The following is a 17,796-nucleotide window of genomic DNA, read 5'->3' as shown; positions in this document are numbered from 1 at the left end:
GATGGCGGACCCCGTCCCGCACGGCTCCCCGGACCCGCTGCCCCCGCACGGCCCGCCGGACCCGCTGTCGCCGCCCGGGACCGGCGACGACGCACTCGACCGGGCGCGCGCGGTCGCCGACGCCGTCCTGTTCGAGGGGTACGTCCTCTACCCGTACCGCGCCTCCTCCGCGAAGAACCAGCTGCGCTGGCAGTTCGGTGTCCTCGTGCCGCCCGCGTGCACGGCCGACGCCGGTGAGCACGCGGAGCAACGTACCGACGTTCTCCTGGAGCCCAGAACCGCCGACCGGCTCCACGCCGAACTGCGCTTCCTGCACGTACGGCGGCGGACCGTCGAGCGCCTGGGCCCGGACGGCACGTACACCGAAGTGCCCGAACTGGAGCTGCCCGACCGGGTCCTGGTCCCCTGGGACGAGGGCCACGAGGAGCGCGTCCGGCTGCACGCGCCCCTCGCCGAACTGACGGGGGAGCGGGCCCACACCCGTACCGTCGCCTTCGACCTGCCGCCCGCCGTCGAGCGCGAACCGGTGCTGGACGCCGAGGGCAGGACGCTGGGGCGGCTGGTACGGCGGCGGGGCCGGCTCACCGGCGAGATCCGCCCGTACGTCGAGCGACTCCCCGGCCCCTACCGGGTGTCCCGCCTCACCGTGACCGTGCACAACACCACCGAGGCCCCCGCCGGCGACCGGTCGACGGCCCTCCCGCACAGCATGATCGGCGCCCACCTGCTGCTCTCCGTCCGGGGCGGGCGGTTCCTGTCCATGACGGACCCGCCCGAGTGGGCCCGCCCCGCCGTCGCCGGGCTGCGCAACGACCACACGTGGCCGGTGCTCGCCGGCCCGGCCGAACGCGACGATCTCGTGCTGTCCTCGCCGATCATCCTGGAGGACCACCCCGCCCTCGCGGACGAGAGCCCCGGTCCGCTCTACGACGCCACCGAGATCGACGAGATCCTCTCACTGCGCACCGCCGCCCTCACCGAGCGGGAGAAGCGCGAGGCGCGCGGCACCGACGCACGCGCCGCCGAGGTCATCGAGCTGGTGGACGCCATGCCCGACGCGGTACGGGAACGGCTGCACGGAGCGATCCGGGGGCTGCGGGAGGTGACGGAGCCCCCTGGCCCACCCGCCGCCGGGCTCACCCTCCCCGAAGGACCCGGGCACCCCTGGTGGGACCCGCAGCAGGATCCCGAGGCGGCCGACGCCCCCTCCACCGTCTCCATCGACGGCGAGGCCGTGGGCGAGGGCAGCCGGGTCCTCCTCACCCCCGGGGCCCGCCGCACGGACGCCCAGGACACGTTCCTGCGGGGCTGCCGGGCCACCGTCGAGGCGGTCGTCGCGGACCTGGACGGGGAGCTGCACCTCGCCGTCGTCCTGGACGACGACCCGGGCACCGACATCCGCCGCCAGCAGGGCCGCTTCCTGTACTTCAAGCCGGACGAGGTGTCGCCGCTGCGGGAGGAGGAGCCATGACCGGTACGGAGACGCCCGAGCGCACGCTCGTCGCCGGGGTCGGCAACATCTTCCTCCGGGACGACGGCTTCGGGGTGGAGACGGTCCGGCGGCTCGGCGCCCTCGCCCCGTCCCGCCTGCCGCCCGGGACCGAGCTGATGGACACCGGAATCCGCGGGGTGCACCTCGCCTACCGCCTGCTGGAGGGCTACCGCACCCTCGTCCTGGTCGACCTGGTGAGCCGGGGCGGCCCGCCCGGCACCCTGTACACGGTCGACGTCGGGCCCCGGCCCCCGGCCCCCGGACACCGGCCCGGCCCGCTCGACACCCACGCGATGGACCCCGCCACCGTCCTCGGCCTGCTGCACGACCTGCACGCCGGCGCGGGCGGCACGCTCCCCGACGAGGTGTACGTCGTCGGCTGCGAGCCCCGGGACACGGGGGAGGGGATCGGGCTCAGCCCGCCCGTCGAGGAGGCGGTGGGGGCGGCGGTGGAGCTGGTGCTCGAACTGGTGGACCGGCGCGCCGCCCCCGTAACGAATCCTGCGGGGAACCCCGGACCGCAGCCGGGGAACCCCGTACCGAAGCGCGTACCTGATCCCGTACCCCGGAAGCACTGAGACCACGACGTTGGAGGACAGGATGCACTGGATGTGGATCGGCGTCGCCGCCGGCCTCGCGGCCGTCTACGGAGTCGCCAGGAACCTGCCCGACGTCCGGCGTTATCTGCGCATGCGGCGGATGTAGTCCCCATGCCCGACACGGTGCGGAGACTCCTCCCCGCTCCCGACGTCCTCCAGCTGCACATAGCGCGCGAGGAAGAGATGGAGGGTGCTGTGCAGTTCTCCCAGCCGGACGAACCCCAGGGCGAGGTTCATCGCGCCCTGGGGAGTGATGGCGTACACGCGGCGGGCGGGGCCGGAGGCGGAGGCGCACCACTGCGAGGTGACCTCGCCGCACTTCTCCATGGACCGCAGCAGCCGGTAGACATGGGCCGACTCGGCCTCCTCCCAGCCGAACGCCGCCAGGCGCTGCACCAGCTCATAGCCGTGGCCCCGGCGTTCCGCCAGAAGCAGGAGCAGGACCGGGGTGAGCAGCGCGCGCCGTTCGACCTCGTGACCAGGCATGGTCCTTTCAGGGTAGCGAGGGGGTGAGCGCCGTGCATGAGCTGTCCATCGCGCTGGCCGTCGTCGACCAGGTGGGGAACGCCGTCCGCGAGCAGGGGGCCGGGGGCGCGCGGGTCCGGTCGCTGACCCTGCGGGTCGGGGAGCTGTCCGGGGTGGTGCCCGAGGCGCTGGACTTCTCCTTCGGCGTGGCCGCCGAGGGCACTGTGCTGGCGGACGCCCGGCTGCTGATCGAGACTGTAGAGGGAAGGGCCCGCTGTGAGGGCTGCGGCCGGGACACCGCGACCGGGATGCCGCCGGATCTATGGTGCGGCCCCTGCGGGCAGGCGATGAGCCTGACCGGCGGGCGCGAACTGGAGATCGCCCGGGTCGTCCTGGAGGACGTCCACCCGGACGTCGGGGACCGCCGGGAGGACCGGCGCGAGGACGACGTACCGGGCCGGACGGGCGTCGACGCCGAAGCCCTTGCCCGGGACGAGGAGGCGAGCCATGTGCCGCACCGTTGACCTGCATCAGGCCGTGCTGGCGAAGAACGACGCCAACGCGGTGGAGCTGCGCCGCACCCTGGACGATCGCGGCACCACGGCCGTCAACCTCATGTCCAGCCCCGGCAGCGGCAAGACCGCCCTGCTGGAGGCCCTGTTGACCCGGGCCGTCGCCGCCGGAGCCCCGGCCGCCGCCGTCACCGCCGACCTCGCCACCGAGAACGACGCCACGCGCCTCGCCCGCTCGGGAGCCCCCGTACAGCAGATCCTCACCGACGGGCTCTGCCACCTGGAGGCGGGCATGCTCGGGGCCAAGCTGGCGGGCTGGCTGCCCGAGGGGACCCGGCTGCTGTTCGTGGAGAACGTCGGCAACCTCGTCTGCCCGGCCTCCTACGACCTCGGGGAGACCCTGCGGATCGCGCTCGCGTCGGTGACCGAGGGCGAGGACAAGCCGGTGAAGTACCCGGCGGCCTTCGGGCTCGCGCACCTGGTCGTGATCACCAAGACGGATCTCGCGGAGGCGGCGGAGTTCCACCGGGAGGATTTCCTCGGCGGCGTCCAGCAGGTCAATCCGGGCGTGCCCGTCATCGAGACCTCCGCCCGGACCGGGGCGGGCGTCGATGAGCTGCTCGCCCATGTGCTGCGGGCGGCGGACGGTTCGGAGAGCCATGTGCCCGTGCTCGCGCAACAGCACGCACAGCACCTCCACCACCACGACGACGCTCCTTCCGCCGAGCACTCCCACGCACCCGCCGGAACCCCGCGATGACCACGGCGGACCGGCTGCCCCCGCCCACGGCGACCCCGCAGGACCGGGTCCGCCGCCACCTCACCGTGCGCGGCGCGGTCCAGGGCGTCGGCTTCCGGCCCTTCGTCTACACCCTGGCCGAGGAGTTCGGCCTCACCGGATGGGTCGCCAACGACGCCCACGGCGTACGCACGGAGGTCGAGGGCCCGGCGGCGGCGGTCGACGCCTTCACCGCCGCGATCGGGACCCGCGCGCCCCCGCTCGCCGTCGTCGAGTCGGTCCGGCCGCGCCCGGTGCCCGCCCTGAACGGCGGCTCCGGCTTCACCATCCGCCCCTCCGCCTCCTCCGGCGCGGGCCGCACCCTCATCCCGCCGGACACCGCGACCTGCGACGCCTGTCTCGCCGAACTCGCGGACCCGGCCGACCGGCGGCACCGCCACCCGTTCATCACCTGCACCCACTGCGGCCCGCGCTTCACCGTCGTCACCGGCCTGCCCTACGACCGGCCCCGCACCACCATGGCCGGCTTCCCGATGTGCCCCGACTGCGCCCGTGAGTACGCCGACCCCGCCGACCGCCGCTTCCACGCCCAGCCGATCGCCTGCCCGTCCTGCGGCCCCCGCCTCGCCCTCTCCCGGGGCCCCGGCGACCCGGGCGCGCTCCACGACGGCGACGCGCTCGCGGAGGCCCGGCGACTGCTGGCCGAGGGCGCGGTCGTCGCGGTGAAGGGGATCGGCGGCTACCACCTCGCCTGCGACGCGAGCGACCCCACCGCCGTACGCACCCTGCGCAAGCGCAAGAACCGGGGCGGCAAACCCTTCGCCGTCCTCGCGGACTCCCTGGAGACCGTCCGCCGCCTCGCCCGCGTCGACGAGGCCGAACGCGAACTGCTCACCGGCCCCCGCAAACCGGTCGTCCTGCTCCGCCGCCACCCCGCCCCGTCCACCGATGTGGCCCCCGGCGTCGCCCCCGGAAGCCCCGACCTCGGCGTGATGCTCCCGTACACGCCCCTGCACCGCCTCCTCCTCGGTCTGCCCGGCGACCCGCCCGGACCGCCCGTCCTGGTGATGACCAGCGGAAACCGTTCCGGCGAGCCGATCGTCACCGACGACGCCGAGGCGCTGATCCGGCTCGACGGTCTGGCCGACGCCTGGCTCCGGCACGACCGGCCGATCCATGTGCCCTGCGACGACTCGGTGGTCCGGATCTGCGCCGGGGCCGAACTCCCGGTCCGCCGCTCGCGCGGCTACGCCCCGCTGCCGCTCGCCCTGCCGCTGCCCGTCCTCCCGGCGCTCGCGGTCGGCGGCGACCTGAAGAACACCTTCTGCGCCGCCGACGACCGCTACGCCTGGCTCTCCGCCCACGTCGGGGACATGGACGACCTCGCCACCCTCACCGCCTTCGCGAAGGCCACCGCACACCTCACCGCCCTCACCACCGTCGCCCCGCGCCTCCTGGTCGCCGACCGCCACCCCGGATACCGCTCCACCCAGTGGGCCCGCCGCACCGCCGAGGCGCGCGGCCTCCCGCTGCGCCAGGTCCAGCACCACCACGCCCATGTCGCCTCCACCATGGCCGAGCACGGGCTCGACGGCGCCGCCCCCGTCATCGGCGTCGCCTTCGACGGCACCGGGTACGGCGACGACGGGGCGGTCTGGGGCGGCGAGGTCCTCATCGCGGACTACGACGGTTTCCAGCGGTTCGCCCACCTCCGTTACGCACCGCTGCCCGGCGGTGACGCGGCCGTCCGCAACCCGTACCGGATGGCGCTCTCGCACCTGCGCGCCGCCGGACTGCCGTGGTCGGACGGACTGCCGTGCGCCGCCATCGCCCCGCCCGGCGAACGACGGCTCCTGGAACGCCAGTTGGAGCGCGGACTGAACTGCGTACCCACCTCCAGCATGGGCCGCCTCTTCGACGCGGTGTCCTCGCTCGCGGGCGTCTGCCACCGGGTGGAGTACGAGGCCGAGGCGGCGATGCGCCTGGAGAACGCGGCGCTGGCCGCCGAGGGGACGGACGGCCTCCGTGACGACGGGCGCGGACGCGCGTACGGGTTCATCCTGGGAGCAGAGCCGGACGGGCCGGAACTGCCCCTGACCGCCGACCCGTCACCGGTCCTGGCCGCCGCCGCCGAGGACGTCCTCGCCGGCGTCCCGGCCCCGACCGTGGCCCGCCGCTTCCACCGGGCGGTGACCGGCCTCGTCCGTGACGTGTGCGCGGCGGCCCGGCGGCGTACGGGCGTCGGCACCGTGGCACTGACCGGAGGCGTGTTCTGCAACGCCCTGCTGACGGAGGGCTGTTCGGCCGGCCTGGAGGAGGACGGCTTCACCGTACTGAGACACCGCAAGGTGCCCCCCAACGACGGCGGGCTCGCCCTCGGACAGCTGATGGTCGCCGCCCGGACGAAGGAGTGAGGGAGGAGAGCGCCATGTGTCTGGCCGTACCCGGCCGAGTGCTGGAGATCGAGGAACGCGACGCCACGCGAATGGCCAAGGTCGACTTCGGCGGCGTCGTCAAGGACGTGTGCCTGGAGTACGTCCCCGACATGCGGGTGGGGGACTACGCCATCGTCCACGTCGGATTCGCCCTGCAACGGCTCGACGAGGAATCGGCGCGCCAGACCCTGGAACTCTTCGAGAACCTCGGCGTCCTGGAGGAGGAGTTCGGCGACCACTGGGGCAAGGCGGCCAAGGACGCGGGCGCTGAGCGCCCCGCCGGAACCGAACTCCCCGCAGACGGAGGAGAGAAGGAGGCGCGGTCATGAAATATCTCGACGAATTCAGCGACCCGGTCCTCGCGAAACGGCTCTTCGACGACATCCGGGCGATCACCACCCAGCCCTGGTCCCTGATGGAGGTCTGCGGCGGACAGACGCACTCGATCATCCGGCACGGCATCGACCAACTGCTCCCCGACGAGATCCGGTTGATCCACGGCCCCGGCTGCCCGGTCTGCGTGACCCCGCTGGAGATCATCGACAAGGCCCTGGAGATCGCCTCCCGCCCCGACGTGATCTTCTGCTCGTTCGGCGACATGCTCCGCGTGCCGGGCAGCGGTCGCGATCTGTTCCAGGTCAAGAGCGAGGGAGCGGACGTACGCGTCGTCTACTCGCCGCTGGACGCGCTGCGCATCGCCCAGGAGAACCCGGAGAAGCAGGTCGTCTTCTTCGGCATCGGCTTCGAGACCACCGCGCCGCCGAACGCCATGACGGTCTACCAGGCGAAGAAGCTCGCCATCCCCAACTTCAGCCTGCTGGTCTCCCACGTACGGGTGCCCCCGGCGATCGACGCCATCATGAACTCGCCGGACTGCCAGGTGCAGGCGTTCCTCGCCGCCGGACACGTCTGTACGGTGATGGGCACCCGGGAGTACCCGGCCCTCGCCGAACAGCACGAAGTCCCCATCGTGGTCACCGGCTTCGAGCCGCTGGACATCCTCGAAGGCATCCGGCGCGCGGTGCGCCAGTTGGAGGCGGGGGAGCACACCGTCGAGAACGCCTACCCGCGCGCCGTCAACGAACAGGGCAGTCCCGCCGCCCAGACGATGCTGGCCGACGTCTTCGAGGTCACCGACCGGGCCTGGCGCGGCATCGGGATGATCCCGCAGAGCGGCTGGCGGCTGTCGCCCAGGTACCGGGAGTACGACGCCGAGCACAGGTTCTCCGTCACCGGCATCGAGACCGAGGAGTCCACGGTCTGCCGCAGCGGCGAAGTCCTCCAGGGCCTCATCAAGCCGCACGAGTGCGCCGCGTTCGGCAAGGAGTGCACCCCGCGCAATCCGCTGGGCGCGACGATGGTCTCCAGCGAGGGCGCGTGCGCCGCGTACTACCTGTACCGCCGCCTCGAAGCCCCGAAGGAGACCCCGAAGGCGCAGGCCCAGCCAGGGGGGAAGGCTCCGAGCGGAGAGCGGGCTCCGGCCAAGGTGAAGGCTCCGAGCAGGGAGGCGAGTTCCGTTGGCTGACATCGCTTCCGCCGCCGTTCCCGAACCCGCCGACTTCTCCGGCTGGACCTGCCCCGCGCCGCTGCGCGACCACGAACGCATCGTCATGGGCCACGGCGGCGGCGGAACGCTCTCCGCCGAGCTGGTGGAACACCTCTTCGCGCCCGCCTTCGGCAGCGACGTACTCGCGGAACTGGGCGACTCCGCGCACCTGACGATGGGCGGCGCGCGGCTCGCGTTCTCCACCGACTCCTTCGTCGTGCGGCCGCTGTTCTTCCCCGGCGGGTCCATCGGAGACCTCGCCGTCAACGGGACGGTCAACGACCTCGCCATGGCTGGAGCCGTCCCCGCCTATCTTTCCTGCGGCTTCATCCTGGAGGAGGGCGTCGAGCTCTCCGTCGTGGGCCGGGTGGCCCAGGCGCTCGGTGACGCCGCCCGCACCGCCGGGGTGACCGTCGCGACCGGCGACACCAAGGTCGTCGACGCCGGACACGGCGACGGGATCTTCATCAACACCGCCGGGATCGGCCTGGTCCCCGAGGGCGTCGACATCCGCCCGCAACGGGCCGCCCCCGGGGACGCGGTCCTGGTCAGCGGCCAGATCGGCGTCCACGGGGTCGCCATCATGAGCGTGCGCGAGGGCCTGGAGTTCGGCGTCGAGATCGAGAGCGACACCGCGTCCCTGGCCGGAATGGTCGCCGACATGCTCGCCGTCTGCCAGGACCTCCACGTCCTGCGCGACCCCACCCGGGGCGGCCTGGCCACGTCCCTGAACGAGATCGCCGCGGCGGCCGGCGTCGGCGTCACCCTCGACGAGCGCTCGCTCCCCGTGCCCGACACCGTCGCGAACGCCTGCTCGTTCCTCGGCCTCGACCCGCTGTACGTCGCCAACGAGGGCAAGCTCGTCGCGTTCGTACCGCCCGACCACGCCGACGCCGTCCTGGAGGCGATGCGCGCCCACCCGCTCGGCAAGGAGGCGGTGCGGATCGGCACGTGCGCGGAGGACCATCCCGGCATGGTCGTGGCCGCCACCGGCCTCGGCGGCACCCGGGTGGTGGACATGCCGCTCGGCGAACAACTGCCCCGGATCTGCTGACCACCCCCTCCTTGAGATTCCCGGTCGCCCATGGGCTGGTGTACGGAGCGTTGTGGCCGCGCGTGGCCGCCTCGCGGCCGTTGGTGATCGTCGCTTCGATTCCGTAACCGTCCGAGGAGAGGTCGCTCGCGGGGAACGCGTCACCGGGCCACAGGAGGTCAGTCCAGCGTCTGGATGATCTCGCTACGGGTCGAGGTGTGGACGAGTCGGCCGCGTGCACCGTTGACGAGGGGCAGATACGGCGGCACGTGGCCGCACTCGACGTCGGCGACGATCGGCACGTTCAGGGAGCCGAGCGCGTCGAGCACGGCCTCGTGCTGGGTGAGCGAGTGGGCGTCGGGCGCCGAGGTCCGGCCGACGAGCACCGCGTTCGCCCGGTCGAAGAAGCCCGCCAGCCTCATCCCGTGGAGGTTGCGGCAGATGGTCAACGCCTCGTGCTCCGCCGCTTCGACGTACACCAGCAGCCCTTCCGGAGCCTCGGTCCGGGCGAAGTCCGCGACATCGAGGTACGGCGATCCCGTGAGGTTGCACAGCATCTCGACGCAGCCCCCGATCAGCCGACCCGTGACGTCGACGTCGCCCGTGCCGTCCAGCCTGGTCCACCTGCCGGGAGTGTCGAGCGTGTACTCGCTCACGTCCGGGTGGGCCTGCCAGTCGTCCCGGCCGTTGGCCCGGTGCCGGTTCGGCGGGGTCTGTGCGAACCGGTGTCCCGGCGGTGCGGCGACGATGTCGAGCCATGACACCAGCCCCTCCGGCGGCCGATAGGGCGTGTCCATGAGGTTGTTGCCGTGCACGGTCGCCGTACCGGTGAGGAGGGTCAGCGGGGTGATCAGGGTCGACATGTCCGAGTAGCCCACCACCCAGGTCGGCTCCGCCGCGCGCAGCCGGTCCCGGTCCAGCAGCGGCAGCAGATCGAGGGCCGTCTCCCCGCCCCATGGCGGGACCACGGCCCTGATCGAGGGATCCGTCAGCATCGACATCAGCTCGTCCGCACGTTCGGACGCCGGGGCGCTGACATGGCCGCTGCCGTCCATGCACCGCCCGACCACGACCTCGTACCCCCGCGCCTCCACGGCACGGATCGCCGCGGCGAGTCGCTCCTTGAGCACCTCGGGCACGCCGCTGGAAGGAGAGGTGACGCCGATGCGGTCGCCGGGGCGCAGGGGGTGCGGGTATCGAACAGCCATGCGCAGGATTCTGGCACGGCGACGCAGGGGCACGGGAAGACGGGGCGCGGCGACGCAGGGGCACGGAGGTGCGGCGTCGGCGGGATGCGGGGGCGCTGCGCGCGTGGGCGAGTGGTGGCGTCCTGGGCGGGGCGCCGGACCGGCGTCGGCGGGGCCTCCCGGGCGGGAGGCCCCGCCGGTGCGGTATCGAAGGCGGGGCAATGAAGGTTAGGCTGACCTAAGTCAAGCCGATCACGCGTACGAAGGGGCAGTGCCCATGACGATCCATCGAGCCGTCGTCGCCCGAGTCCAGCCGCTCACCGCGACCATGACCCGCGTCACCCTGCACGGTGAGGGGCTCGCCGGCTTCCGTACGACCGGGGTCGGCGACGAATACGTGCGCCTCTTCTTCCCGCACGGTCCGGACCGCGGCGACCTGTCGCTGCCCCTCTCGACGGATAAGGGCTGGGAGACCCCCGAGGGGCAGCCCGTCGCCCCGATGCGTACGTACACGATCCGCGCGGTGCGCCCCGAGGCCGGCGAGATCGACGTCGACTTCGTCCTGCACGATCACGGGGTGGCGTCGACCTGGGTGGCCGGGGCCCGGCCCGGGGACGTGATCGGCGTCAACGACCCCACCGGCCTCTACCGCCCCCCGGCCGATCTCGCCTGGCAGGTGCTGATCGCCGACCAGACCGGCCTGCCCGCCGTCGCGCGCCTCCTGGAGAACACGCCGGACGAGGTGGCGACCCGGGTGGTCGTCGAACTGCCCGACCCCGCGGCCATCCAGCCGCTGCCCGACACCAAGGTGACCTGGGTCTACGGCGGCAACGGCCATGGGGCCAGCCGGCTGGCCGAACTGGTGAGCGCCGCGATCCCGCCCGGCACGGACATGACGGGCGGTTACGTCTGGGTCGCGGGCGAGACCAACGCGCTGCGCACCGTGCGCCGGTACCTCCGCAAGGAACTGGGGCTGCCCGCCGACCGGTTCAAGGTCGTCGGCTACTGGATACCGGACGCCGACAGCTGGAACGAGCGGTACGAGGCGCTGCCCGACGCCGTGCGGGCCGAGCTCGTCGCCCTCTGGGACGACCCGGTCGACGAGCTGGAAGACCTCACCATCCGGTACGAGGCACGCCTCAGCGATCTCGGTCTCTGAAGCCGGCGCGCGACGGGGGCGGACGGCGGACGCTCTCCGCTGCCCGCCCCCGCGGCGGTATGTGGTTCCGGCGGCCCGGCAGTCCGGTGGCCTGTGGTCCCCGTGGCCCGGCAGCCGGGTGGGCGGGCTCCGGGCCGGCCGGTTCCGGTCGGCCGGTGGTGACGCCCGCCCGGCCGGGCCCGTCAGCCGGTGGTGACGCCTTCCGGGTGGGCGTCCGCACCGGAAGGGAGCGCCGCCAGCAGCGAATCGAGGATCTCGCCCGCCCGCACCGCCGTGTGCGACAGGAGCGTCGAGGTGATCCCATGGGTGTGCTCGGTGCTGCCCTGGACGTAGATCCCGGCCGAGACGTTGGCCGCCACGGTCACCCGGTGGTCGCGCCCCACCCGTACCTCGTTCTCCTCGTCCCGCAGGCAGAGTTTCTCCGCCGGCCCCAGGAGCGAGCTGGGATCGGCGGGCCGGTAGCCGGTGGCGTACACCAGGAGATCGGCGTCCAGCGCGGTGCGTTCGCCGGTCGGCAGGTACTCCACCGAGACGCTCAGGCGTTCACCCCGTGTGCTCACCTCGCGGATGCGTGAGACGTTGAGGAACCGCAGCCGCTCCTCGCCCTGCACCTGCTCGCGGTAGCGCGTGCGGTAGAGGGACTCGATCAACTCCATGTCGACCGCTGAGTAGTTGGTGCTGCGGTGATAGTCCATCAGGGAGCGCTTCACCTCTTGCGGCGCCTGGAAGTAGACGTCGACGCCCTCCGGGTCGAAGACCCGGTTGGCGAACGGGCTGTCGTCCGCCGGTGTGTAGCCGTATTTGGCGAACACGGCGCAGACCTCGGCCCCGGGGAACTCCCGGTGCAGATACGAGACCGCCTCGGCCGCGCTCTGTCCGGCGCCGAGGACCACCACCCGCTCGGGATGGGGGCCCTGCCAGCCCGCGACGCCCGGCACCAGGTCCCGGTTGTGCCACACCCGGTCGGACACCTCCGCGCCGATGGGTATGCGGGGGGTGAGCCCGGTGGCCAGCACGATGTTGCGCGCCCGGTGGGTGACTTCCGCACCGCCCGGTCCGCCCGAGCGGCTGACCACGTCGAACCAGCTCACCTTCTCCTCCCCGTCGAGGACGGGTTCGACGGAGAGGACCTCGGTCGCGTACTCCGTCAGGTGCGACAGCCGTCGCGCGACCCACTCGAAGTAGTCATGGAACTCGATCCGCAGGGGGAAGAGCGTCTTCTGGTTGAGGAAGTCCACCAGCCGGTCCTGCGCCTTGAGGTAGCACAGGAAGCTGTAGTCGCTCGTGGGGTTGCGCATGGTGACGAGGTCCTTGAGGAACGAGACCTGCATCGTGGCGTCGTCGATCAGCATTCCCCGGTGCCAGCCGAACGACGGCTGCTTCTCCAGGAACGCCGCCTTCACGCGGTTCTCGGGTGTTCTCGCGGCGTTGTGCTCCTCGATCGCGATTGCCAACGCGAGGTTGGACGGGCCGAACCCGATCCCCAGCACGTCGTGGATGATTTCCTGTTCGCGGCGGACTCGATTCACCGCAGCATCGCCTCCCTAGCCGCCGTGATCCTAGGTAAGGTTAGCCTTACTTTGCAACGGGGTGCCGCTTCCGTTTGATCGTCAAGTGGCTTGAAATGACGGCTAGTTGGTGGATCCGGTTAGGCATGGCAAACAGTGAATCCAGGAAAGGCATGCACCATGCGGGTGGTTGTGTTCAGCTGTCGGGCCTCGGAGCGTCGGGCGCGGCGGGTGTTATCCGCCCCGCGCCGCGACGGGGCCCCCGTCGCGAAGCGCCCCACGCGCCGCCGTGTCCGGATACGAGTCGACGGGAATGCCGTGGCTGATACCAGTTGGTCGCCGAGGAATGCGGACACGGGGAAATCCCGGGACCGGCGCACCCGGACGGACGGGTGAAGGCCGACGTGACCGCTCAGTCCACCGCCCGACGGCCCCTGCCGGCCGCCCGCGGGCACCAGGAAACCGGCCCGGCCCGCACCGTCCTGCGCGGCGGCGGACTGCTCGTGCTCATGGGGCTTCTGCTGCTCCTGGTCGCGTTGAGCACCTGGATCGGCGCCAAGGACACCTCGCTCGGCCAGGTCTGGTCGGCGATCTGGAACGACGACGGCTCCTACACCAGCGATGTGATCCGGCAGTTGAGACTGCCGCGCACCCTCGTCGGCCTGATGACCGGTGCGGCGCTCGGCGTGGCGGGAGCGGTGATGCAGGCCGTCACCCGCAACCCGCTGGCCGACCCCGGGCTCCTCGGGGTGAACGCCGGAGCCTCCGCCGCGGTGGTGTTCGGCATCGGCGTCGTCGGGCTGGCGGGATTCGGCTCGCTGGTGTGGTTCTCCTTCGCCGGCGCCGCGCTCACCACGGTCGTCGTGTACGTCCTCGGCGCCTCCGGGAGAGCCGGGCCCACCCCCGTACGCCTCGCGCTCGCCGGAGCCGCCGTGAGCGCGAGCCTGAGCGGCGTCATCGCCGGACTCACCGTCTTCGACTCCGCGACCTACGACTACCTGCGCTTCTGGATGGTCGGCTCGCTCGCCGGGCGGGAACCCGAACTCGTCGTGCAGCTCGTGCCGTTCGTGGCCATCGGACTGGTGATCGCCCTGCTGCTGGCCCGCTCCCTCAACTCGCTCGCCCTGGGCGACGAGCTGGGCCGGGCGCTCGGCGCGCGCATCGCCCGGACCAGGATCGCCGCCGTGGTCGTGGTGACCCTGCTCTGCGGCGCGTCGACCGCGGCGGCCGGGCCGATCGGCTTCGTCGGACTCGTCGTTCCCCTGGTGGCGCGCTGGCTGACCGGCCCCGACCTGCGCTGGGTGCTGCCGTACTCGATGCTGCTCGCCCCGGTGCTGCTGCTGGTCTCGGACATCATCGGCCGGGTGGCGCTGCCGGGCGACGAACTGGAGGTCGGCGCGGTGACCGCCGTGATCGGCGCGCCGGTCTTCATCGCCATGGTGTGCCGGCGCAAGGAGACCTCGCTGTGACGACGACCGAGGTACGCCCCGCCGGGAAGGCGGGCGGTCCCACGGCGGACTCCGCCCGGCCGGTGCGGCTGTGGGCCGGACGGATCAGCTTCCGCGTGCACCGGCGCACCGGGCTGGTGAGCGCCGGCGCGCTGCTGCTGGCCGGGCTGCTCCTGCTGGTCAGTCTCCGCGTCGGCGCCTACCCGGTGACCGCGCCGGAGGTGGCCCGCGCCCTGTTCTACGGAACGGGGGAGCGGCTCGCCGTCCACTTCGTCAACCAGGAACGCCTGCCGCAGGCGCTCCTGGCCATCCTGGTCGGCTGCGCGCTGGGCATCAGCGGCGCGATCTTCCAGAGCGTCTCCCGCAACGCCCTGGCCAGCCCGGACGTCATCGGCTTCAACAGCGGTGCGGCGACCGGCGCGATCGTGGTCATCGTGACGTTCGGCGGGGCGGCCGCCTCGGTGGCGGCCGGGGCGATCGCCGGGGGCCTGGTCACCGCCCTGGTGGTCTCGCTGCTGGCGAGCCGGGGAGGGCTGCACGGCATCCGGCTGGTGCTCATCGGACTCGGGGTGACCGCCATGCTCGGCTCGGTCAACTCCTATCTGCTCACCAGATCCTCCCTCAACGACGCCCAGAACGCGCACATCTGGCTCGTCGGCACGCTCAACGGGCGGGGCTGGAGCTCGGTGCAGACCATGGCCGTGGCCCTGGTGCTGCTGCTCCCCCTGGCGCTGCTGTTCGGCAGGCGGCTGCGGATGATGGAGCTCGGCGACGACCTGGCGACGGGGCTGGGCGTGCGGGTGAACCGTTCGCGGCTCGCCCTGACCGTGCTGGGCATCGGGCTCTGCGGGGTCGCCGTGGCGAGCGCCGGGCCCGTCCCGTTCATCGCGCTGGCCGCGCCCCAGATCGCCGTCATGGTCAGCCGCAGCCCGGGCGTCAGCCTGATCTCCGCGGGGGCGGTGGGCGCGGGACTGCTGTCGGCCGCGCACCTCGCTTCCAGCCAGTTCTTCACCGCCCTGGTGGGGATCGACCGGCGGATCGGCTGGATCGACGTGGTCGAGGAATCCCAGCGCAACAACCTGCTCCCGGTAGGCGTGACCACGGCCGTGCTGGGCGGCGTCTATCTGGCCTGGGTCCTGTTCAAGCGGCGGGGGAGCGGCGCCGCGTGAGCGGCCGGCTGCTCGCGCGGCACTCACTTTCGGCCATCAAGTGCTCTGAGAGGCAAGGGGGTTGAGGGATTCGACGAGTCAACTGAGAACAGGGTGGGTAGGGTCGCTATCGGCCTGGTAAAGATAGCCTTACCTAAGTTCATCTGACCGTGCTCACGGCTCAAGGAGGATCGGTGACCAACCCGTTCGAGGATGAGGACGGCGCCTACCTGGTGCTCGTCAACGACGAAGGGCAGCACTCCCTGTGGCCCGCCTTCGCCGAGGTGCCCGCGGGCTGGACCGTCGCCCACCCGGAGGACACCCGCAAGGCGTGCCTCGACTACGTGGAGCAGCACTGGACCGACCTGCGCCCCAAGAGCCTCATAGAGAGCATGGCGGCCGATCCCACATGAGCCCTTCCCCGAAGCCGCCGAGCCCGGTCGCCCGCCGCGGGTTCCTCATCGGAGCCGGACTGGCGGGCACCGGGGCGGCCCTCGGCACCGGACTCGCCCTCACCGGCGGGTCCGGCCGGGCCGTGGCGGCCACCGCCCCGCCCCGCCCCGACCTGATGACCGCGGCCCTCGGCACCCCGCTCGACGACCTCCCCGACGCCGTCCGCGAGGCGCGGACGGCGGGCCCCCGGCTCACCGGGAAGGCCGCCGAGGCGGCGGCGCGCGCGGCCCGCGCCGCCCGCGCGCTCACCCCCTTCCTCGACCCGCTGCCCGTCCCCCGGGTGCTGCGCGGCCGCAAGGGGGAGCTGACCGTCACCCTGCGCTCGGCCCGCGTGCGGCTCCACCGCAGCCTGCCCGCCACCCGCCTGTGGACGTACGAGGGCGCCCATGTGGGCCCGACCATCGAGGCGCGGCGCGGCAGCAGACTCCGTATCGCCTGGGAGAACGACCTCACCGGACCCTTCCCGCTGCCGGCCGTCCGGGTGCCGTTCGCCTACGACCCCCAACTGCCCCTGATGTGGGACCGCCCCGGCCGCGAGGGTGCGGCCCCGCGCGCCGACGTTGCCGCCCTGCCGCCCTGGGCCGTGGTCCATCTGCACGGCGCGGTCACCGGCGGCGGCAACGACGGCTGGGCGGAGAACGCCGTCCTGCCGGGCGCGGCCCAGCTCGCCGAATACCCCAACGAGCAGCCCGCAGCCGCGCTTTGGTACCACGACCACGCCATGCACATCACCCACCTCAACGTGATGACCGGCCTCGGCGCGGGCGCCTACCTCATCCGGGACGACGAGGAGAAGCGCCTCCGCCTGCCCGCCGGGGACCGGGAGATCCCGCTCGTCGTCTACGACCGCAACCTCGACCTGGACGCCGCCGGAGCCTTCACCGGCGACCTCCTCTACAAGGGCATCGTCGTCGCCGACGACCCCTACGAACTGGTCCGCCCCTTCACCGGACCGTTCAACCTGGTCAACGGAGTGATCTGGCCGCACCTGGACGTGGACGCCGGGTGGTACCGCTTCCGCGCTTTCAACGCCTCCAACAACCGGCCCTACCTGCTCAAGATCCTCGACGAGGAGGGCCGCGAACTCCCCTCCTCCGCCTTTCAGTTGATCGGCACGGACAGCGGCCTGCTGCCCCGGCCCGACCCGGTGACCGGCGGCGTGCCGCTGACCCCCGGCGAACGGGCCGACCTGCTGGTGGACTTCGCCGCCCTGCGCGGCAGACGGCTCCGCCTGGTCAACGCCCTGCCCGAACCGGGAGCCCGCCCCGACCTGATGGAGTTCCGCGTCGCCTCCCGGGCCGCGCACGACGCGTTCGTCCCGCCGACCCGCCTCGCCGCCTCCTTCGAACCGGTCAGACCCCCGGCCGACGCCCCCGAACGCCTGGTCGTCGTCACCCCCGTCTACCCCAAGGACCCCGAACTCTGGGAGATGGAGGAGACCGAGGCCCCGCAAGGCCCGCTGCCCATCGACGGGATCATCCAGATCCAGGACGAACACGGCGGCGTACGCACCTTCCGGCGGGTCGCCGCCACCTTCGAGGACCCGGTGCGCTTCACCGTCGCCGCGGGCGCCACCGAACGCTGGAGGTTCCTCAGCCTGGAGAAGTCCGAGGGCGCCTTCCCGCACCCCATGCACCTGCACGCCGTCGCCTTCCAGGGGCTGAGCCGCGAGGTGTACGACGTCAGCTCCTTCACCTCCTTCGAACTGGACGGCGGCGGCTACGGGATGGGCACCACCACCCCGATCCGCTGGCGGCGCGACGCCCCGCTCACCGCCGCCGAGAAAGGCCCCAAGGACGTCATCTCACTCGCACCCGCCCAGCTCATCACCGTCGGAGCGACCTTCGACGGGCCACCCGGGCGGTTCATGCACCACTGCCACGTCTACGAGCACGAGGACATGATGATGATGCGCCCCTTCGTCGTACAGCCCAAAGCCGTCATGTCCCTCGCCCCGCACCACGGCCACAGATCCCAGGGCCACGGCTCCCAGGGCCCCAGATCCCACGGCTGACCGTGGACGCGCCGGGCCGCTGAGGACGCCGCACCGAGGGCCCGTCCGGACGGGCCGG

The 17,796-nt window shown here is 72.6% G+C and carries 17 protein-coding genes; 14 read left to right on the top strand and 3 right to left on the bottom strand.

The window, feature by feature from the left end; all coding sequences use genetic code 11:
- Position 1 precedes the first annotated feature (1 nt).
- From ACLJPL_RS26250 to ACLJPL_RS26240, 3 genes are read left to right on the top strand one after another with little or no spacing between them, the layout of a single operon-like run.
- Entirely contained in the window at positions 2 to 1,471 is a 1,470-nt protein-coding gene (locus ACLJPL_RS26250) for a hypothetical protein (RefSeq protein ID WP_411083405.1), read from the top strand.
- Positions 1,468 to 2,070, top strand: coding sequence for a hydrogenase maturation protease (locus tag ACLJPL_RS26245; protein WP_411083404.1), 603 nt, complete (start codon positions 1,468 to 1,470; stop codon positions 2,068 to 2,070). Before ACLJPL_RS26250 ends, ACLJPL_RS26245 begins: the two co-directional genes overlap by 4 nt.
- Positions 2,071 to 2,092: 22 nt before the next feature.
- A complete protein-coding gene (locus ACLJPL_RS26240; RefSeq protein WP_374194653.1) occupies positions 2,093 to 2,197 on the top strand; it encodes a DUF6893 family small protein in 105 nt (34 codons plus the stop codon).
- Here ACLJPL_RS26240 and ACLJPL_RS26235 read toward each other — a convergent pair.
- Positions 2,173 to 2,577, bottom strand: coding sequence for a helix-turn-helix transcriptional regulator (locus ACLJPL_RS26235; RefSeq protein ID WP_411083403.1), 405 nt, complete (start codon positions 2,575 to 2,577; stop codon positions 2,173 to 2,175). The genes ACLJPL_RS26240 and ACLJPL_RS26235 overlap by 25 nt on opposite strands.
- Before the next feature lie 23 nt (positions 2,578 to 2,600).
- On the opposite strand from ACLJPL_RS26235, the gene ACLJPL_RS26230 reads away from it, so the two are divergent.
- The 6 genes from ACLJPL_RS26230 (at position 2,601) to hypE (ending at position 8,842) form a co-directional block, all read left to right on the top strand.
- A complete protein-coding gene (locus ACLJPL_RS26230) occupies positions 2,601 to 3,080 on the top strand; it encodes a hydrogenase maturation nickel metallochaperone HypA (protein WP_411083402.1) in 480 nt (159 codons plus the stop codon).
- Positions 3,064 to 3,828: a hydrogenase nickel incorporation protein HypB gene (gene hypB, locus ACLJPL_RS26225; protein WP_411083401.1), complete on the top strand. Its 765-nt coding sequence runs from the start codon at positions 3,064 to 3,066 to the stop codon at positions 3,826 to 3,828. Before ACLJPL_RS26230 ends, hypB begins: the two co-directional genes overlap by 17 nt.
- Positions 3,825 to 6,221, top strand: a complete 2,397-nt coding sequence (hypF, locus tag ACLJPL_RS26220; RefSeq protein ID WP_411083400.1) for a carbamoyltransferase HypF — start codon at positions 3,825 to 3,827, stop codon at positions 6,219 to 6,221. Before hypB ends, hypF begins: the two co-directional genes overlap by 4 nt.
- A gap of 14 nt (positions 6,222 to 6,235) precedes the next feature.
- On the top strand, positions 6,236 to 6,571 hold the full coding sequence (locus ACLJPL_RS26215) for a HypC/HybG/HupF family hydrogenase formation chaperone (RefSeq protein ID WP_411083399.1): 336 nt from the start codon (positions 6,236 to 6,238) through the stop codon (positions 6,569 to 6,571).
- On the top strand, positions 6,568 to 7,767 hold the full coding sequence (gene hypD, locus ACLJPL_RS26210) for a hydrogenase formation protein HypD (protein WP_411083398.1): 1,200 nt from the start codon (positions 6,568 to 6,570) through the stop codon (positions 7,765 to 7,767). The genes ACLJPL_RS26215 and hypD overlap by 4 nt, the downstream gene beginning before the upstream one ends.
- An 85-nt stretch (positions 7,768 to 7,852) precedes the next feature.
- Positions 7,853 to 8,842, top strand: coding sequence for a hydrogenase expression/formation protein HypE (hypE, locus tag ACLJPL_RS26205; RefSeq protein ID WP_411083470.1), 990 nt, complete (start codon positions 7,853 to 7,855; stop codon positions 8,840 to 8,842).
- A 158-nt stretch (positions 8,843 to 9,000) separates the two neighbouring features.
- On the opposite strand, the gene ACLJPL_RS26200 is transcribed toward hypE, so the two are convergent.
- Positions 9,001 to 10,029 carry a S66 peptidase family protein gene (locus ACLJPL_RS26200; RefSeq protein ID WP_411083397.1) on the bottom strand — a complete coding sequence of 343 codons (1,029 nt, stop codon included), beginning with the start codon at positions 10,027 to 10,029 and terminating at the stop codon, positions 9,001 to 9,003.
- Positions 10,030 to 10,285: 256 nt separating this feature from the next.
- On the opposite strand from ACLJPL_RS26200, the gene ACLJPL_RS26195 reads away from it, so the two are divergent.
- On the top strand, positions 10,286 to 11,167 hold the full coding sequence (locus ACLJPL_RS26195) for a siderophore-interacting protein (protein WP_411083396.1): 882 nt from the start codon (positions 10,286 to 10,288) through the stop codon (positions 11,165 to 11,167).
- A 182-nt stretch (positions 11,168 to 11,349) separates the two neighbouring features.
- On the opposite strand, the gene ACLJPL_RS26190 is transcribed toward ACLJPL_RS26195, so the two are convergent.
- Positions 11,350 to 12,696, bottom strand: a complete 1,347-nt coding sequence (locus ACLJPL_RS26190; RefSeq protein WP_411083395.1) for a lysine N(6)-hydroxylase/L-ornithine N(5)-oxygenase family protein — start codon at positions 12,694 to 12,696, stop codon at positions 11,350 to 11,352.
- A gap of 383 nt (positions 12,697 to 13,079) precedes the next feature.
- Between ACLJPL_RS26190 and ACLJPL_RS26185 the strand changes: the two genes are divergently transcribed.
- The 4 genes from ACLJPL_RS26185 (at position 13,080) to ACLJPL_RS26170 (ending at position 17,738) form a co-directional block, all read left to right on the top strand.
- Entirely contained in the window at positions 13,080 to 14,144 is a 1,065-nt protein-coding gene (locus ACLJPL_RS26185) for a FecCD family ABC transporter permease (RefSeq protein ID WP_411083394.1), read from the top strand.
- The gene (locus ACLJPL_RS26180) at positions 14,141 to 15,292 is read left to right on the top strand and encodes a FecCD family ABC transporter permease (protein ID WP_411083393.1); all 1,152 of its coding nucleotides are present in this window, start codon (positions 14,141 to 14,143) and stop codon (positions 15,290 to 15,292) included. Before ACLJPL_RS26185 ends, ACLJPL_RS26180 begins: the two co-directional genes overlap by 4 nt.
- Before the next feature lie 173 nt (positions 15,293 to 15,465).
- The gene (locus ACLJPL_RS26175) at positions 15,466 to 15,684 is read left to right on the top strand and encodes an MbtH family protein (RefSeq protein WP_411083392.1); all 219 of its coding nucleotides are present in this window, start codon (positions 15,466 to 15,468) and stop codon (positions 15,682 to 15,684) included.
- The gene (locus tag ACLJPL_RS26170; RefSeq protein ID WP_411083391.1) at positions 15,681 to 17,738 is read left to right on the top strand and encodes a multicopper oxidase family protein; all 2,058 of its coding nucleotides are present in this window, start codon (positions 15,681 to 15,683) and stop codon (positions 17,736 to 17,738) included. The genes ACLJPL_RS26175 and ACLJPL_RS26170 overlap by 4 nt, the downstream gene beginning before the upstream one ends.
- Positions 17,739 to 17,796 lie beyond the last annotated feature (58 nt).

This window comes from Streptomyces sp. cmx-18-6, from assembly GCF_046548915.1.
Classification (GTDB): domain Bacteria; phylum Actinomycetota; class Actinomycetes; order Streptomycetales; family Streptomycetaceae; genus Streptomyces.
Note: the sequence above shows the minus strand (reverse complement) of the source record. Positions and strands in the feature narration are given on the sequence as shown.

Excerpts from the sequence above, each read along its gene's own strand:
- ACLJPL_RS26240 (WP_374194653.1), top strand. The coding sequence starts at position 2,093 with ATGCACTGGATGTGGATCGGCGTCGCCGCCGGCCTCGCGGCCGTCTAC.
- hypF (WP_411083400.1), top strand. The coding sequence starts at position 3,825 with ATGACCACGGCGGACCGGCTGCCCCCGCCCACGGCGACCCCGCAGGAC.
- ACLJPL_RS26215 (WP_411083399.1), top strand. The coding sequence starts at position 6,236 with ATGTGTCTGGCCGTACCCGGCCGAGTGCTGGAGATCGAGGAACGCGAC.
- ACLJPL_RS26170 (WP_411083391.1), top strand. The coding sequence starts at position 15,681 with ATGAGCCCTTCCCCGAAGCCGCCGAGCCCGGTCGCCCGCCGCGGGTTC.
- ACLJPL_RS26250 (WP_411083405.1), top strand. The coding sequence starts at position 2 with ATGGCGGACCCCGTCCCGCACGGCTCCCCGGACCCGCTGCCCCCGCAC.
- hypB (WP_411083401.1), top strand. The coding sequence starts at position 3,064 with ATGTGCCGCACCGTTGACCTGCATCAGGCCGTGCTGGCGAAGAACGAC.
- ACLJPL_RS26245 (WP_411083404.1), top strand. The coding sequence starts at position 1,468 with ATGACCGGTACGGAGACGCCCGAGCGCACGCTCGTCGCCGGGGTCGGC.
- hypE (WP_411083470.1), top strand. The coding sequence starts at position 7,853 with ATGGGCCACGGCGGCGGCGGAACGCTCTCCGCCGAGCTGGTGGAACAC.
- ACLJPL_RS26235 (WP_411083403.1), bottom strand. The coding sequence starts at position 2,577 with ATGCCTGGTCACGAGGTCGAACGGCGCGCGCTGCTCACCCCGGTCCTG.
- ACLJPL_RS26200 (WP_411083397.1), bottom strand. The coding sequence starts at position 10,029 with ATGGCTGTTCGATACCCGCACCCCCTGCGCCCCGGCGACCGCATCGGC.
- hypD (WP_411083398.1), top strand. The coding sequence starts at position 6,568 with ATGAAATATCTCGACGAATTCAGCGACCCGGTCCTCGCGAAACGGCTC.
- ACLJPL_RS26195 (WP_411083396.1), top strand. The coding sequence starts at position 10,286 with ATGACGATCCATCGAGCCGTCGTCGCCCGAGTCCAGCCGCTCACCGCG.